At 66.2% G+C, this 16,419-nt stretch carries 12 protein-coding genes; 5 read left to right on the top strand and 7 right to left on the bottom strand.

The features are described from left to right. Nucleotides 1-6: 6 nt before the first annotated feature. From tssC to U858_RS34060, 3 genes are all read right to left on the bottom strand, one after another. The gene (gene tssC / locus U858_RS0132050) at nucleotides 7-1,497 is read right to left on the bottom strand and encodes a type VI secretion system contractile sheath large subunit (RefSeq protein ID WP_025141191.1); all 1,491 of its coding nucleotides are present in this window, start codon (nucleotides 1,495-1,497) and stop codon (nucleotides 7-9) included. After that, complete coding sequence (gene tssB / locus U858_RS0132045) at nucleotides 1,490-2,014, bottom strand: type VI secretion system contractile sheath small subunit (protein WP_025141190.1); 525 nt, start codon at nucleotides 2,012-2,014, stop codon at nucleotides 1,490-1,492. The genes tssC and tssB overlap by 8 nt, the downstream gene beginning before the upstream one ends. Nucleotides 2,015-2,082: 68 nt before the next feature. After that, entirely contained in the window at nucleotides 2,083-2,850 is a 768-nt protein-coding gene (locus U858_RS34060; RefSeq protein ID WP_232786649.1) for a hypothetical protein, read from the bottom strand. 156 nt (nucleotides 2,851-3,006) lie between these two features. Here U858_RS34060 and tssJ point away from each other — a divergent pair, with 156 nt between their 5' ends. From tssJ to U858_RS0132010, 5 genes are all read left to right on the top strand, one after another. Further along, entirely contained in the window at nucleotides 3,007-3,624 is a 618-nt protein-coding gene (tssJ, locus tag U858_RS0132035) for a type VI secretion system lipoprotein TssJ (protein WP_081821793.1), read from the top strand. Between the two features lie 68 nt (nucleotides 3,625-3,692). Beyond that, nucleotides 3,693-5,039, top strand: a complete 1,347-nt coding sequence (gene tssK / locus U858_RS0132030) for a type VI secretion system baseplate subunit TssK (protein ID WP_025141187.1) — start codon at nucleotides 3,693-3,695, stop codon at nucleotides 5,037-5,039. Between the two features lie 36 nt (nucleotides 5,040-5,075). Beyond that, entirely contained in the window at nucleotides 5,076-5,855 is a 780-nt protein-coding gene (locus U858_RS0132025) for a DotU family type IV/VI secretion system protein (protein WP_025141186.1), read from the top strand. Between the two features lie 23 nt (nucleotides 5,856-5,878). After that, the gene (locus U858_RS35255; RefSeq protein WP_081821792.1) at nucleotides 5,879-11,032 is read left to right on the top strand and encodes a type VI secretion system Vgr family protein; all 5,154 of its coding nucleotides are present in this window, start codon (nucleotides 5,879-5,881) and stop codon (nucleotides 11,030-11,032) included. Further along, entirely contained in the window at nucleotides 11,013-11,678 is a 666-nt protein-coding gene (locus tag U858_RS0132010; RefSeq protein ID WP_025141185.1) for a hypothetical protein, read from the top strand. Before U858_RS35255 ends, U858_RS0132010 begins: the two co-directional genes overlap by 20 nt. 264 nt (nucleotides 11,679-11,942) lie before the next feature. On the opposite strand, the gene U858_RS0132000 is transcribed toward U858_RS0132010, so the two are convergent. From U858_RS0132000 to U858_RS34055, 4 genes are all read right to left on the bottom strand, one after another. Beyond that, a complete protein-coding gene (locus U858_RS0132000; protein ID WP_025141184.1) occupies nucleotides 11,943-14,255 on the bottom strand; it encodes a DUF2235 domain-containing protein in 2,313 nt (770 codons plus the stop codon). Further along, a complete protein-coding gene (locus U858_RS0131995; RefSeq protein ID WP_025141183.1) occupies nucleotides 14,248-15,027 on the bottom strand; it encodes a DUF3304 domain-containing protein in 780 nt (259 codons plus the stop codon). Before U858_RS0131995 ends, U858_RS0132000 begins: the two co-directional genes overlap by 8 nt. Nucleotides 15,028-15,060: 33 nt before the next feature. Next, nucleotides 15,061-16,050 (bottom strand): DUF4123 domain-containing protein, encoded by a 990-nt coding sequence (locus U858_RS0131990; protein WP_232786648.1) that lies wholly within the window; start codon nucleotides 16,048-16,050, stop codon nucleotides 15,061-15,063. After that, nucleotides 16,047-16,419, bottom strand: a 373-nt coding sequence (locus U858_RS34055) for a DUF2345 domain-containing protein (protein WP_042885946.1), incomplete at its 5' end; no start/stop codon positions are given. The genes U858_RS0131990 and U858_RS34055, both read right to left, overlap by 4 nt.

Below are 16,419 nucleotides of genomic sequence, written 5' to 3'. Positions count from 1 at the left end.
CGAGCATCAGGATTTCTGGGCTTGGGCGGGCAATTCCGCCACCAGACGCAGGGAAATCGACAGTTCGTCGAGTTGGAAATGAGGCCGCAAGAACGCTACGGCCCGGAACACGCCAGGACGGCCCGGCACTTCGGCCACTTGCACCGAGGCTTCACGCAAGGGGAACTGCGCTTTCTGCTCCTGGCTCGCGTTGTCGTCCAGCAGCACGTACTGCGAGACCCAGCGATTCAGGAAGCTCTCGACCGATTGCGCGGACGCAAAACTGCCGATCTTGTCCCGCATCATGGCCTTCAGGTAATGGGCCACCCGCGACACGGAGAAGATGTATTGCAACTGCGCCGACAGCACCGCGTTGGCGTTGGCGCTGTCGGTGTTGTATTTCTTGGCCTTCTGCACCGACTGCGCGCCGAAGAACGCGGCGTAGTCGGAATTCTTGCAGTGCACCAGCGGGATCAGGCCCAAGTCGCTCAGTTCCTTTTCGCGCCGGTCGGTGATGGCGATCTCGGTCGGGCACTTCAGCGCGATCTCGCCGTCGTCCGTCTTGAAGGTGTGGGTCGGCAGGTTCTCGACCAGGCCGCCGCCTTCCACGCCGCGGATCGCCGCGCACCAGCCGAAGTCGGCAAATGCCGCGGTCAGGCGCGCGCCGAAGGCCCAGGCGGCGTTGCACCACAGGTACTTGGAATGGTCGGTGCCATCCACGTCTTCGACGAAGTTGAAGCCTTCGACCGAGGTGCCCTCTTTCGGGTCGTACGGCAGGCGGCCCAGAAAGCGCGGCATGGTCAGGCCGACATAGCGCGAGTCTTCCGAATCGCGGAAGCTGCGCCACTTGGTGTATTCCACCGTGTCGAACACCTTGGCCAGGTCGCGCGGGCGGCCCAGGTCGGCAAACGTGTCCAGCCCCAGCAATTCGGGCGAGGCCGACGCGATGAACGGCGCGTGCGAGGCCGCGGCCACGTGCGACATCTGCTCGATGAAGTACATGTCCTCGGGCTGGCGGGTGATCTCGAAATTGCCCAGCAGCGCGCCGAAAGGCGAACCGCCGAACGTGCCGAATTCTTCTTCGTAGACCTTCTTGAACATCAGGCTCTGGTCGAAGTCGATGGCCGTCTGGAAGTCGCGCACCAGGTCGCGCTTGGTGACGTTGAGCACCTTGATCTTGAGCATCGGCCCGGTGTTGCTTTCCTGGCACAGGTAATGCAGGCCGCGCCAGGTGCTTTCGAGCTTCTGGAATTCGGCGCCGTGCATCACCTCGCTGAGCTGGGCCGAGATCAGGCGGTCCAGTTCGGCGACGCGCGCATCGAGCATGGCGGACAGGTTGTCGGACACCACCACGGTGCCCTTCATGACTTCGCGGGCCAATTCACCGATCAGGTCCTTGGCGCGGTCATGTTCGGCGGTGGACTTGGCGACGCGGCTCTGTTCGACGATCTGGTCGAGCAGGCCCGCGTCGGCGGCGGCCGGTGCGGACGCGCTGTGCGCGGCGGCGGAATTACTCATTGCTGCCTCCCTTGCCGTCCTTGCCGGCTTCGCTGGTCAATTGCTGCAGTTTTTCCGTGCTGCTGAGCACTTCGCCCAGCAGGTCTTCCAGACGGTCGTTGCCGGCCAGCTTGTTGCGCAGGTCGGCCAGCTTGGTGCGGATGTCCAGCAGTTCCTTCAGGGGTTCGATCTGCTGCACCACCGCTTCGGGGCGGAAGTCCTCGACCGAGCGGAATTTCAGGTCCACGCCGAAAGTGCCGCCCTCGTCGGTCAGGCGGTTCTTCACGCGGTAGGCGGCGCGCGGTTCCAGCCCGCGCATCACGTCGTCGAAGTTGTCGACGTCGATGTTGACGAACTTGCGGTCTTTCAGGCGCGGCAGTTCGGCTTCCGACTGCGCGCTGAAGTCGCCCACCACGCCCACGACGAAGGGCAGTTCCTTCTGCTCGATCGCGTCGCCCTTCTCGACGTCATAGGTCAGTTGGACGCGCGGCGGGCGTACTTTCTGGAGTCTTTTCTGAACGCTTTCTTTCTTAGCCATGGGGGCTCCAAGCGGGATGCGAAGTGACGAAGGCGAGCGGACCCGGCCTGCCGGGGCCGGCGGGCCGATCAGGGTTTGAGAAGATTGCCGAACGGGTCGGGTGCACGTCCCCCGGCGGGTTGGGCCGGGGCGCCGGACGAACCGGCGGGTTGGGCGGCGGGTTGACCGCCGGGTTGACTGCCGGATTGCGCGGCCGGCCGGCTGGCGCCCGCGGGTTGGGCCGGCGTTGCGGCCTGGCCCGGCTGGGTGGCAGGGGTGGTGTTAGCCGGCGCAGTCGCCGAGTTTGCGGTCGGGGTCGTGGCGGACGCGCCGGCAGCCGGGGCGCCATCCGTACGCTTGGGCGGCGGCCGCGTGCCGGTGCGCGGCGGCTTGCGGCCTTCGGGGAACAACACGTCCTGCCCCAGCGTTTCGCGCATGGCGGCGGCCAGGGCCACCGCATCGGTGCGGGCGTTGCCGGCCAGGAGCGCATCGGCGCGCAAGTCGGCCAGCGACTGCATGGCCACGCGCAGGCCACCGACGGCGCGCACCGTCTTGGCGGTGAAGTCATCCGAATCCCGGTTCAGGGCCTCGTCGGCGGCGACGATCGCTTCCCCGTACTTCTGTTCATCAAAGCGGATCTTGGCGATATACGACCAGGGCTCGCCGCGCGACGGATTGCGCTGTGCGATTTCCTGGAATTGGACGACCGCCTGGTCGCTGCCTTTCGAGGCGAGCGTTTCGGTGGCCTGGGTAATCGACTGCTTATATTCGGCGTCCGTCTGGGGCTTGTTGGTAGCCGCACAACCCGCCATCAATGCCGCCATACCGCCAATGAGGAAATACCGGGAAAGTTGCATTTTTTGGGCACGTGTCTGATGTAACCAAGGGCCGCGTATTTCAACAACTTTTTGTTAGTACACCACTACAGGGCATTACGTCATGTAACTTGCCACGAAATGTAGTTCAACGTGCAGTCATCTGTAGTTTGTCTCCATGATCCGGTATAAAGAGCCATGTCAAAACATCTCAATTTATCGCGATGCTTGGCGGCCACGATCGCCATCGCGGCAGTCCCCGTCATTACTGGTTGCGCAGCGGTTTCGGCGCTTGGCGCCGTGGCCGGAATAACCGGCACGGCCATGGATGCGGCAGGCCTGAAAAAGGACCCGAATGCGCCGACGGATGTGAAATTGGCGATACACGCCGGAGAAAATTTGAATGCCAGTAGTGGTCAACCTACGGCTGTCGTTACGAAAGCATACTATTTGAAGAATGCCGAGGCATTTCAGCGCGCACCGCTCACGCAATTGGTTGATACTGAGCAGGAAAAGGCGGCGTTGGGTGACAGTCTCATTGCGTCGCGCGAGATTACCTTGACGCCCGGCCAGCGCTTCGAAAACGTCGAAAAAGTGCCCAAGGGCGCCAGTTATATCGCCGTCGCCGCCTTGTTTTACGCGCCAGCGCCGCAACGCTGGAAATACGTATTTGAAGTCAAAGCGGCCGCGGACAGCGGCATTGTCCTGGGCGCGCATGCGTGCGCCCTGACGGTGGCCACGGGCAAGATCGTGCAGCCACCGGGCATGGCGCCATTCGATCCATCAAGGCTCGGATCGGTGCGCTGCCCTGACTGAATCCGGCCGCAACCCACGTCGTTAACAGACGCCCTCTGTATATAGAACATAGACAAGAGCCAGCCAACGTGAGTTATTCAGCAAAAGTACTGTGGGGTGAAGGGCTGTTCCTGCGGCCCCAGCATTTTCAGCGCCAGGACGCCTACCATGAGGCCCGCCTGGCGGAAATGAGCCGGGCCCTGCACCCGTATTCGTGGGGGCTGCGCACGGTGCGCTTCGATGCCGCGGCATTGGCCAACGGCATGCTGCGCGCCACCGAGCTGTCGGCCATCTTTCCCGACGGCGAAATCTACAACGCGCCCCACAACGACGACCTGCCGCCCGCCGTGGCGCTGGACGGCCTGGATGGCGCCAGCGAAGCGGTGTTCTACCTGGCGCTGCACCCCATGAAGGACATCGGCGGCAACTACCGCGATGCGCAGCAGGCGCAGGGCTTTGACGCCCGCTACGCACACCACGACAGCCCTGCCCCCGACCTGTACACCAACGCCAGCACCGCCGAACTGGCGTTCCTGCGCAAGAACGTGCGGCTGCTGTCCGAACACGAGCCGCGCGACGCACTCTTGACCATCCCCGTGGCGCGCGTGCGCCGCAACGCCAGCGCGGGCTACGAGCTGGACACCAGCTTCATCGCTCCCAGCCTGACGGTGCAGGCCTGCGGCGCGCTGTTCGAGCAACTGCGGCGCCTGCTCGATGCGCTGCAGGCCAAGGTCAACGCGCTGTACGGCTTTCACCGCGAACCCAACAAGAACATCATCGAGTTCCGCTCGGGCGACGTGGCCTCGTTCTGGCTGCTGCACACCGCCAACGAAGCCTATTCGGCGCTGTCGCACCTGTTCCACAACCCGCAGCTGCACCCCGAACGCCTGTTCCAGGAAATGCTGCGCCTGGCCGGCGCGCTGATGACGTTTTCCAAGGTGCACACGCTGGCCGACCTGCCCGCCTACCGCCACGACCAGCCGGGCGCGGCCTTCGCGCAGCTGGACGCCATCCTGCGCGACCTGCTGGACACCGTCATCTCGACCCGCTACTTCTCGATCGTGCTGGACGAAGTGCGGCCGTCGTTCCACGTGGGGCGACTGGATTCCGACAAGCTGGACGAGACCACCGCGCTGTACCTGTCGGTGTCGGCTGCCACGCCCGCCAGCGAACTGGCCGAAACCGTGCCGCTGCGCTTCAAGGTCGGTGCGCCCGACGACGTCGAAAAGCTGGTGCTGTCGGCCATGCCGGGCGTGCAGCTGGCCTACACGCCGCAGGTGCCGCCGGCGGTGCCGGTCAAGCCGGGCGCCTGCTATTTCACGTTGCAGACGCGCGGCTCGCTCTACGACCGCATGCTGCAGGCCCGCAGCATTGCCATCTACGCGCCGTCCGGCATTCCCGAACTGAAACTGGACCTGATCGCCGTCACTCGCTGACCGACGCCAACCCGACGCCAACCGAAAGAGCCCGCCATGACTGCCGACGCGCCCTCGTTGATGCCCGGAGCCACGCTCCCTCCCCGCGCCGCCGATTTCTACGGCACGCGTCCCGCCAAATCGCTGCTGGACCTGCTGTACGACGGCTTCCTGATGCTGTTCCTGCTCAAGAGCGGGCAGGAGCCCGCCAGCGCCGCGTCGTTCTCGGCGCGGGTGCAGCAGTTCCTGGCGGACTTCGAACGCAGCGCCAAGAAGCTGGATATCCCCGCCGAAGACGTCTACGCCACCAAGTACGCGTTCTGCGCGGCCGTGGATGAAACGGTGCTCAATTCGGGCTTTTCCATCCGCGACGCCTGGATGCTGCAGCCGCTGCAACTGACCCTGTTCGGCGAGCAGCTGGCCGGCGAGAACTTCTTTTCCCGCCTGGAAGACCTGCGCGCCCAGGGCGCGCCGCGCCTGCAATCGCTGGAAGTGTTCTACATGTGCCTGCTGCTGGGTTTCCAGGGCAAGTACATGATCGAAGGCCAGGAAAAGCTCGGCTACCTGACCGCGCGCCTGGGCGATGAAATCGCGCTGCTGCGCGGCAAGCGGGCCGGCTTTGCGCCGCACTGGCCGCTGCCGGACAAGATCGCCCACACGCTCAAGCGCGACGTGCCGCTCTGGAGCATCGGCGCCCTGTTCGCCCTGCTGGGCCTGCTGGCCTTCCTGGGCATGGGCCACTTCCTGAATGGCGACATGCAGACCGCCATGGCCCCGTACCACGACATCGTCAAGCTGGGGCCGCGCGCCGCGCACCTGACCATCTCGCTGCCCTGAAGGTTCACGTTCCGCCACACGCCATGACCGACCGTTCTTCCACGCCTTCGGGCTACAGCAGCCTGGGCGTCGCCGCCCTGTCCCAGAACGCGCGCCTGCTGCAGGCGCAGACGCCGCTCGGCGACGCGCTCACCGTCGAACGCCTGCACCTGCGCGAAGGCGTCTCGGAACTGTTCGCCCTGACCCTCGATTGCCTGGCCTCGTCCGCCGAGCTGGATGTGGAACCCCTCCTGGGCAAGGAAATCAGCGTCAGCCTGTTGCTGGCCGACGGCGCCTGGCGCCGCTGGCACGCCGTGGTGGAAGGCGTGGACGCGCTGGGCGCCGATGGCGGCCTGGCGCGCTACCGCCTGCATGCCGCGCCCTGGCTGGCCACGCTGCGGCTGCGGCGCGACAGCTTCGTGTTCCAGGACAAGTCGGTCACCGACATCCTGACCGAAGTCTTTGCCGACTACCCGCTGGCGTCGTTCGCCTTCGAGATCACCGAGCCGCCCGCGCCGCGCCCCGTGCGCACGCAGTACCGCGAGACCGACCTGGATTTCGTGCTGCGGCTGATGGCCGAGGCCGGCCTGAGCTTCCGCTTCGACCACCAGCAAGGCGACCCACAAGCCGGCAGCGGCGGCGCGCAGCATCGGCTGGTGGTGTTCGACACCCGCGCCGCGCGCCCCGACAACCCCGCCGCGACCCTGCGCTTTCACCGCAGCGACGCCACCGAATCCGAAGACAGCGTCACACGCTTCGGCGCGGCCCGCCAGGTGCGCCCGAACGCGGTGACGCGCCTGGCCTGGAACGACCGCACGCTGCTGGCCCATGGCGCCCACGCGGCCTCCGACCTGGATGCCGGCGCCGTGCCCGCGCTGGAAGACTACGACTACGACGGCCATGGCCGCCACACGGGCGACGACTCGGCCGAACAACAGGCCGCCCGCAGCCTGCAGGCATTCGAAGCGCGCATGCTGCGCTTTGACGGCGGCGGCACGGCGCGCCAGATGATGCCGGGCCATACCTTCACGCTGACCCAGCACGACCGCTATGCCCAGGGTTCGGGCAGCGCCATGGACGAACTGGGCGGCAACCGCTACACCCTGCTGCACGTCGAACACGAAGCCGCCAACAACCTGGGCAGCCAGGCCGCCCAGGTGCTGGGCGTGGCCGATCTTGAGCGCGGCGCCTATCGCAACACCTTCAGCGCCCAGCCGGCGGCCGCCCCGCTGCTGCCCGCCTGGCGCGCCAAGCCCACCGCCCCCGAAGGCGCCACCGCCGTCGTCGTGACGGCCGAAGACGCGGCCATCACCACCGGCCGCGACCTGCGCGTGAAAGTGCAGTTTCCGTGGCAGCGCGGCGAACGCCCGCTGGCCGGCGGCCTGCGCCATCGCAGCCATGGCGACGACGCCGGCAACGCGCCGGGCGATGACAAGTCCGGCACCTGGTTGCGCGTGACCGGCGCGCAGGCCGGCCCCAACTGGGGCGCGCACCACCTGCCGCGCCAGGGCACGGAAGTGGTCGTGGAATTCCTGGATGGCGACATCGACCAGCCGGTCGTCGTGGCGCAGCTGTACAACGATGCCGACCTGCCGCCCTGGACGGCAGGCGTGGATGCCGACGCCAACCATCCCGGCACGCTCAGCGGCTGGCACAGCCAGGGCCTGGATGGCAGCGGCTACAGCCAGTGGCTGTTCGATGACACCGCCGGCCAGGTCCGCACGCGGCTGTCCAGCTCCATTGCCGCATCGCAATTGGGCCTGGGCTACCTGGTGCAGCAAGGCGCCGACGACGCGTCGCGCGGGCAGTGGCGCGGCACCGGCTTCGAGTTGCGGTCCGACGCCTGGACCGTGGTGCGCTCGGGCCAGGGCATGCTGCTGTCGGCCAACGCCCGCGAAAGCGCCCGCTCGACCCAGGCCGATACGCAAGAGGCATTGCTGCTGCTGCGCGGCGCGCAGCATTCCGCGCAGCGCATCGACAACCTGGCCACCCAGAGCCAGGCGCGGCCCTTGGCGGCCAACGAACAATTCAATCCGCTGATCCAGGCGGTGGACCCCAAGGCCGACGGCCGGTACGCCGGCAGCGTCGGCGGCCAGCAGGCGGTGAAGGCCAGCGCCAATGAACGCAGCGGCAGCGACCCCGTCGAACGCATCGACGGCGCCCGCCTGCTGATCGACGCGCCGAACTCGCTGAACCTGTCCACCCCGGCCAGCGCCATCCTGCATGCCAGCGAAAACCTGCACGCCACGACCCAGGCCGACGGCCATGTCGCGGCGCGCCAGACCTTTGCCAGCGCGTCGGGCCGTTCGACCAGCCTGTTCGTGCAGGACGGCGGGCTGCGCGCCATCGCCGCCAACGCGCCGGTGTCGATCCATGCGCATACCGACATGCTGGAAATGCTGGCGGGCCAGGACATCACCATCACGTCCACCACCGACAGCATCGAGATCCTGGCGAACACGCGCATCACCCTGCAGGCGGCGGGCGGCAGCATCGTCATGGACGGTGGCGACATTCTCTTCAAGGGCCCGGGCATGTTTTCCGTCAAGGGCGCCTCGCACAACCTGATCGGGCCGGCCAGCGATGCCGCCGCCCTGCCCGCACTGCCGTCCAGCCAGGTCGGCGACCCGATGCTGGTGACGGCCGAACTGGTGCACCGGCCCGCGGCCATGAAGGCGGTGGCCACCGGGGCCGGGCAGGCCCTGAATGCGGCAGGTGCGTCCGACGCCGTCGCCGCCAGCGGCGGCGGCTCCAGCCTGGGCGGTATCGGCTCGGCCCTGGCCGGCGGCGCCGCCAGCCTGTCCAGCGGCCTATCGGCCGCCAGCGATACCGCGTCAAACATGATGGACAAGGCCAAGTCCATGGCCAACGCCGCGCTCAAGCCGGTGCAGGACCTGGGCGCCATGGCCAGCAAGGCCATGGGGTCGGTGACCGAGGCCGGCACCAGCCTGGCATCGGGCGCCGCGGCCAAGGTCGGCGGCCTGGCGCAATCGGCCATGGGGTCCACGCCCTCGCTGATGGGCGGCGCCACGCCGTCGCTCATGAGCGGCGCACCATCGATGGCCGGCGACGCGGCGCAATCCCTGATGGGTAGCGGCACGGCCAGCCTGACGCAGGGCGCCACGGGGGCCCTGGCCAGCGCGATGCCGGCCGGCGTCGCCAATGCGGCCGGCGCGGCCACGCAAGCCACGCAGATGGCCTCGCAGGCAGCCGACATCAGCGCCAAGGCCTCGTTGCTGTCCGGCGGTGCATCGGGCGGCGCGGGCGGTGCGGCATCGGGTGGGGCGGGCGGCATCGCGTCTTCCGCCACCGGCATGGCCGCGCAGGCCGCAGGCGCCGCGGGCAACGCATCGGCAGCTTCGGCCCTGTCGGCGGCGTCGACCCTGACGGCCTCGGGTAGCGGCGGTGTCGGCTCGGCCATCGGCCCCGTGATGACCCAGGCGATGGGCGCCATGGGCGACCGCGGCGCCGCGCTGGGGTCGGCGGTGAACTCGCTGCTGTCCATGCCCGACGTCAACCAAAGCAACCTGCCCGCGGTGGCCGGCGCCATCCTCAGCACGCCCGGCCTGACCGATTCGGCCGTGCCATCAGTGGTGGGCGCCATCCTGCAATCGCCCAACATTTCCAGCGTCACGCTGCCCAAGGTGGCCGAGACGATCATGAACATCCCGGCGGTGGCCAATTCGCCGTATCCCGGGCTGGCCAAGCGCGTCATGGATGCCGCGGGCATCACGCTGCCTGGCGGCGCGGCCCGCCCCGCCGGCCAGGACGCCGGCCAGAACGCGGAAGGCTCGCCCAGCCCTGCGTCCACGCCGTCGCCCTACCAGGCCCGCAGCGGCGCCAAGCTGCAGTACGTCAACCTGACCGAGCCGGCCGAACGCTGGAACGACGGCCAGGCGCTCAACAGCCTGGACCGCCAGACCAACAAGCCCAAGATCCGCGTGCGCTTCGACAAGGCCGGGCAGCACCGCTTTACCGTCAAGGTCAGCCCGCGCCCCGGCAACGCCGTGTATTCGGCGCGGGAACTGAGCCGCCAGCCGCTCTACCGCGAACCCAATCAGCGCTCGTACAGCTACGTGACCGACCCGGACGGCACCAAGGTGGTCGACGACATCACCCTGCCCGCGGCGGGCCTGAACACCTATCTGTTCGAGGTCGTCAACGACAAGAACCAGATCATCTCGACGGAATTGGTCGAGACGGCGCGCCGCATCTACATCCAGGAACTCATGCTGCCTGGCCCGGAATCGCTGGCCCGTCCGCATGGCTTCCAGCCCACCGCCACCGAATACGCGCGCCACGGCGTGGACGTGGTGCAACTGCCGCCCGTGAGCGGGCGCGGCGACGCCAATTCCGATGTCTTCACCGACGACGGCGACCCACGGCTGCGCCAGCTGGCGCGCGCAGTCTATCCGCGCTCGCAAGGCCCGTCCCACGAGCCCTACACCATCGTGGTCTGCCACGTCGACCGGCTGGCGTCCATGCTGCCGGTGCAGCCCATCTACGTCCAGGCCGTGACCGGTCCAAGCGCCGCCGACAAACTGATCCAGTTCGTCGGCGCCGACGGCAACGTCAGCTTCCTCTGGCATCACATCGAGCCGAACACCGACTGGTTGGTCGAAGCCCTGTTCGAATACACCGACCCCGCGGCCGGGGTCAGGCAGATCCCGATTCCGCGTGACCGCCTGACGCCGGTGCCCTACGACGCCGCGGCGCCGAAAGAGTGCAGCGCCGTCAATATCCGCATGGCCGGCCTGCTGCCGACGCCGACCAACGGCAAGATCATCCTGCGCGTGCGGCTGATGGAAAGTGCGGCGGCCGGCGTGGCCTTCTACGACAGCAACCTGCTGTGCGTGGCCGCCATGTCGCCGTGGGAGCCGGTCACGATGGACTATCAGCAGCAGACGCTGGTCCATGAAATCGGCCACCTGATCGGCATGGTGCCCAGCGGCCCGGAATGGGTGCAGGCGCATCCCGACGAAGCCGACATGGACGCCTCGAAACTGGACAAGGGGCCGTACTTCTATTCGCAGTTCGGCAACCATTGCCATTTCGGTTTGCCGGCCAGCCAGGCCACCCCGGCCTACACCGGCTCGTGCGTGATGTTCGGCGGCGACTGCCTGAGCATCCGCTATTGCGTGAACTGCGCCAAGGCCGTGCGCAAAGTGGACATGTCCCGTGGCTGGCCCTCGTTCTGACCGCGGGCGCCGCACGGCGCCGGCCCTGGCCCGGCTGTGTGCCGCCACGCTGGCAGCAACCCTGGCCGCGACCCTGGCGGCCGCCACCCCCGCGGCGGCGCGCACCGTGGGTGGCCCCCCTTCTTCCTCATCCGCACCTTCGACCGCTTCCATGAACACCGACTGGACCGACCCGCCCGCCTTCGCCACCGCCCCCATCGGCACCGTGCGCGACCACGCCTGCATTCCGCCCAACCGCGGCAGCGACGATCAATTGAACATCGCGGCCCCTGCCCGCGTGCGGCCGCAGGCGTCCGGCGCGCTGGTGATTCCCGTCTGCGCCCAGGGCATCATTCCCGTCTCGCAGAACCAGAAGCTGCCGCGTTTCGTGGCCGTCGATACGCAGACCAAGGCGGTGTACGAAGGCGTGGCCTATGAATACAAGCGCCCTTCGCCCCCGCCCGGCGTCGAGGTCGACACCCTTCCCGGCTCGCGTCCGCCCAAGGGCATTCCGATCAGCCCGGGCATCAGCGTGGGCACGCAGTTCAGCACCGACCTGGCCGCCCAGGCCAAGCTGCCGACAACCCCGGCCACCTACGAGGTATATATCGAGTCCAACGGCGTCCGGTCCAACACGGTGACGATCGAGGTGCAGGCGGCGAAATAAACCGGCCGCCCCACTGAGCCAGCGAGCACATCCGCATGTTCCCGCCCGAAATACTCGCGCTGCTGATCGCCCTGCCACTGCTCGCGTTGATCGCCCTGATCGTGCTGGTGATCAAGCTGCTGCAATAGAGAGACCCCGTACGCACTGACATTGGCCGCGCTGACGATCCTGTCCTGGATCTATGGCAGCAGGATCAAGCGTCATCTCTGGCGCAAGCGCTGCGCCAAGGCAGAGCCTTCGCCATGACCCGATAGACGAAGCCGCCTACGGCCGAGCCGGCGTCATGCCATTCATGTTGGCCTGCATCCGGGACTGCATCTGGTCCACCCGCGCGGCCGATTCAGTGTCGGACTTCAGCTTGGCCTCTTCGGCCTTGTAGTCCGTCTTGCCGAAGATGTCCTTGTCGCGCACCCGGAAGTACAGCGACGTGCTGGCCAGCAGGTGATCCGGCCAACTGCTCAGCATGGCATCGTGCACCAGGAAATCGAACAAGGCCATGACCTTCGGGGGCAGCGGATTGGTGCCCGCGCTGGCCTCCCGCCAGACATTCAGCAGGCGCTGCTGGATGGCGCGCTTGGCCTTCATGTCGGCCAGGGGGTCCTTGGGCTGGTCGGCCTCGGTCAACGTGCCGCCCTGGCGCGTAATGATGTCATTACGCATTTTTTGCATATCCAGGGGCACCTGGTTGACCTGCTCGATCCGACGGGCCAATTCCGGATTGTTGTGGCGGACATCTTCCTTGTGCTGCTCGTTCGCGGCATCCCTGCGCTCGGCATCTTCAAGCTCGCGGTATTCCTCTTCCAGCCTTTGCCATAGCGGCTTGAACCGCTTGGGCGGCAATTCACCGCGGCTCTCGACCGCACGGTCCCAGCGTTCGTTCTTCAGCGCCTCCAGCTCTTTCAGGCGGGCCGTGTTTTCGGGTTTGTTGCGCTGGTCCGCCGGCAACGCCGACACGCGCCGGAATTCTTCGTTGTATTCCTGCTCGGGGGTGAAGAAATCACGGTCCTTGATCCACTTTTCAGCGGGGTCGGCCAGGTCGCTCTTGAAGACCGGGTCTTGATAGCGGACGGCCAACCAGCGCAGGAAGACTTCCATGTGAGGCATGAAATCGATACCTGGCTCGTACTTCACGACGCCGCGATAGGCGTCGACCAGATCGGTGATGGGATAGCTCTGGCCGCCATCTTTGATCGGCGTTGCCATGGTGTACTTGGCGAAGGCCAGCGGTCGCTTGTCGAACAATTGCTCCATGCTGTAGAAAGCCGCGCCGTTGCACAGAGCCAGGTTCAGCATGTCTCGCAACGACACGCGTGACAGCTCGCCCCGCGCGCCCAATGACCCCTCGGGACTGACGCCGGTCACGTCCCCGCTGGACCCCGGATAAAGATATTGCTCGCCGCGGGTCTTTTCCAGGCTGTCCAGTCGCTGATTGGCGCGTAGTTCGTGCGCGGCAGCGAAATGGACACATTTTTCAACGGCGCCCGGTATGGTCAGCGTGCGGTCCTTGTGGGTCTGCTTGAGCAGGTCCGTGAAGGGAAGAAAGCCCAGGAACGTGTTCTCATCCATGATCGAGGACACGGAATCCAGCAGCCCGACGAACCGGATGCGGATCTCGGCTTCGCGGGCGCCCTTTTCTCCGGGAAACACCAGGTCTTTGTCGTGGCGACGGCGATATTTCTTGACCACGTCATTGATGAATTGGCGGGCCATGACGCCACCGCGGTCGCCGCCGAATACGGAAATCTCGATCCGCCGGACATTGTTCATCTCGGCACTGACGGCTTCGTGGGCGGCCTTGAACTGGCGCAACGCCGCATCCACACGCACGTCCACCCCCGTGCCCATGAGATAGGCCACGGTTTCGTTATCCCGGATGATGGGCACACCCTCCATGACCGTGGACTTGACGACTTCTTTGCCGGCCGTCCAGGCGACCTTCAGGGGATTCTTCTTGAAGCCCGACCAGAAGCCGCGAAGGGTCCCTTTGGCGCGATTCACCAGCCGCTCGGGGTCCCAGGCATTCCAGATCCGGACGACTTTGTCCGGCAAGGTCTTCACGTCTTTCACGACGTCTTTATAGGCCTTGACCATCGGCTGGTACGAGCCTTCCTTGATCATCTTCTGCGTCGCGCTGCGCAGACGCTTCAAGACGTCTTGCTCGGGAATCTCGTCGACGCGGGTGATGTTCTTGGCGGCATTCTTGGCATTCTTGGCGGCTTCGCTGAGAATCTTCTTGCCGGCCAACGTTGCACCGTAGATCAGATCGTCGTTCTTGGCATCCTCGTTCAGCTCTGTGCCCAGCCCCGAATAGTAGAAGCGGAACCAATACTGATTGACGGGCCGATCCTCGTCATCGTGGGAGTAATGGGCCTCCCAGAGGCGGCTGACATTGGAATAGAAGGTGGGATGCTTACTGTCCACGTCGCGGCTGCGCCCGAAGCCGTCGAAGAAGAAGCCGATCCGGATGACAGCGCCGCATTCGTTGCAGTCCTGCTTCGGATAGGCGGCCTCGCTGTCCGCCATTTTCTTGAGAACCGAGGCCGGGGTACGATCCACCGGCGGCAGCGGATTAGCCATTCTTGTCTCCCGGCGCCGTGCCCGTGGCTTTCAGATGCGCGATCTTTTCCTTCGACAGGCCTTGGACCGCTTGCGCGAAATCACCCGGTTTGCGGCCGGGCGCGGCAAGGATCGCCGCCATTTCCGGATCGGCATCGAAATTCGACGCCACCGTGAAATACAGAAACATGTACTGCTTCATGTCCTCGAGACTCTCGATTCGATACTTCACCCACGCGCGCTTGGCGACCTTCGCCACCACGCGCCTGACCTCGGCGCTGCTGCCGAAATCTCCCAATGCATCGCGGTGCTGTGCATACAGCCACCGTGTGGCATCGACGATCGGAATGCGCACCTGGCCAAGCAGCTTGCGGCTCAGCGCCAGTTCCATGTGTTCGTCCGGATAGATATGCAGTTCCAGGTATAGCGGCCCATCACCCGGTGGCACCTGTGTCGCAGGAAAATGCACGGGGGTCTCTTTGTTGAAGATCACCTCGTCGAGCTTGCCGTCGAACATGTGCTGTTTGGCCTTTTCCCCGTCTGCACCGCGCCACAGGACCTTGAAGTCCGTGCCCTTCAGGCTGTAGCAGCACGTCGCCGACCCTTCACCGCCCCCCGCGCCAATCGATCCGGTGACGGCCGAACGGCCTTGCGCGTCGGTCACTTCCACCCGATCCAGATCCCAGGGCGTGTAGTTGTAGGTCACGAAAGACAGGCCTTGATAGCTTGGCTCGCTGTTGCATCCCGCCAGCAACCCCAGCCACATGAACAAGACGATCAGGCCCTTACGCATCAGACGCTCCGCTCACCGCACATCCCTTCCGCTTCATACCGCACTCCCCTCGTCCTGTTCCTGCTCGGCCCGCAGCAACCCATCCCACACTGCGTCCGGCACGTGCGCCAGCGCCTGCGACAGCCCTTCACCGCGTGCCTTGAAGGCCTGCAAGGCCGGCGCAATCGCCTCGTGTTCATCAAAGCGCGGGGAAATGGTGATGCCCCACGCCACGTAGTCCAGCATGTCGCGTTCGGTCTGAATGCCGTAGGCGCGGGCGCGCGCCATTTGCGCCAGAACCCGCGTGTACAGCTCGTCTTGCCGCAAGTCGCTGCCCAGCACGCCCAGGTAGATGCGACGGATCTGCACCGCCAGCTTGTCGGGGTAGTCCAGGTCCAGCAGGGCCTGGTGCTGCGCCAGCGAAAAAGGCTGCTGCCTGGGTGCGTCCAGCCCGGTTTCCAGTTGATCGCCCAGGCCGGTCCATTGCGCCACCGAGCCGTCGCGGCGGGCGTAGCGCAGCAGGTTCACCGGCGCCAGGAAACGCTCGCGCTCACGATCCGTCCACACCTGCATGGCGCGGTCCAGGATGCGGCCGTCGTAGAAATGCAGGTAATACTCGCGGCCGTCCGGCAGGCCGTAGTCGGTGTAATAGGCGTAGTGCGCCATCAGTTCGGCCAGCGGCAACGGCGACACGATGTGCGTCAGCGCGTATTCGCCGCCTTCTGCCTGATGCAGCCGGTCGAGCAGGCGCAGCACCTGCGAGGCGCGCGGCTCGTCCTGGCCGCGCCAGAGTTCGAAACGGGTCAGGTCGTCGACCTCGATCAGCAGCGGGGCGATGTCCTGATAGATGGCCAGGTCGGTGCCGACCCAGACCGAACCATGGCTGAGATCAGCACTGGCGCGCACCGGCTCGGCCAGTTCGGCGCGGCCCCGAAAATCCACCAGCAGGTAGGTGTTCAACGTGGCGCCAGTGGCGGCAGCCAGTTCGGCGGCAGCGGCCAGGGTGTCGTTCAGCCGCGTTTCCCAATCGATCATGCGGGTCATACCTTGTCGGTGATGGACTGCACGCCATCGTGCGCGTCCAGCACGCATTGCTTGCACACGGTGAACTGCGGGAAGGCGTAGGGCAGCCGGTCCGGTCCGGCGAATTGCTTGTTGCCGGTCTTGACGTCGATGCGCCCTGGCGCGGTGACGGTGATGTTGCCGCCTTCGAGCACGATGCTGGCGCCCGCCGCCGTCGCGATGCGGATGCGCTTGGGCGCGGCGTATTCCACCGCGGTCTGCGCGCTGCCGATGGTGATGTCTTTCTGCGCCTGCACCCGCAGGATGTCGTGCTGGGCCTGCACGTCGACGTTGCCCTTGGCCGAGATCAGGTCCAGCCCCGAGTCCGCGCCGCCCTGCTGCAGGCCCGCC

The sequence above is a fragment of the Achromobacter sp. DH1f genome, from assembly GCF_000633435.1.
Taxonomy (GTDB): Bacteria; Pseudomonadota; Gammaproteobacteria; order Burkholderiales; family Burkholderiaceae_B; genus Achromobacter; species Achromobacter deleyi.
This window is presented reverse-complemented; position numbering and strand designations above follow the sequence as displayed.

What these genes read in the sequence shown, in the direction of transcription:
- U858_RS0131990 (WP_232786648.1), bottom strand. Translation starts at nt 16,050, where the DNA reads ATGACCCGCATGATCGATTGGGAAACGCGGCTGAACGACACCCTGGCC.
- U858_RS35255 (WP_081821792.1), top strand. Translation starts at nt 5,879, where the DNA reads ATGACCGACCGTTCTTCCACGCCTTCGGGCTACAGCAGCCTGGGCGTC.
- U858_RS34060 (WP_232786649.1), bottom strand. Translation starts at nt 2,850, where the DNA reads ATGCAACTTTCCCGGTATTTCCTCATTGGCGGTATGGCGGCATTGATG.
- tssB (WP_025141190.1), bottom strand. Translation starts at nt 2,014, where the DNA reads ATGGCTAAGAAAGAAAGCGTTCAGAAAAGACTCCAGAAAGTACGCCCG.
- tssC (WP_025141191.1), bottom strand. Translation starts at nt 1,497, where the DNA reads ATGAGTAATTCCGCCGCCGCGCACAGCGCGTCCGCACCGGCCGCCGCC.
- U858_RS0132025 (WP_025141186.1), top strand. Translation starts at nt 5,076, where the DNA reads ATGACTGCCGACGCGCCCTCGTTGATGCCCGGAGCCACGCTCCCTCCC.
- U858_RS0131995 (WP_025141183.1), bottom strand. Translation starts at nt 15,027, where the DNA reads ATGCGTAAGGGCCTGATCGTCTTGTTCATGTGGCTGGGGTTGCTGGCG.
- U858_RS0132000 (WP_025141184.1), bottom strand. Translation starts at nt 14,255, where the DNA reads ATGGCTAATCCGCTGCCGCCGGTGGATCGTACCCCGGCCTCGGTTCTC.
- tssJ (WP_081821793.1), top strand. Translation starts at nt 3,007, where the DNA reads ATGTCAAAACATCTCAATTTATCGCGATGCTTGGCGGCCACGATCGCC.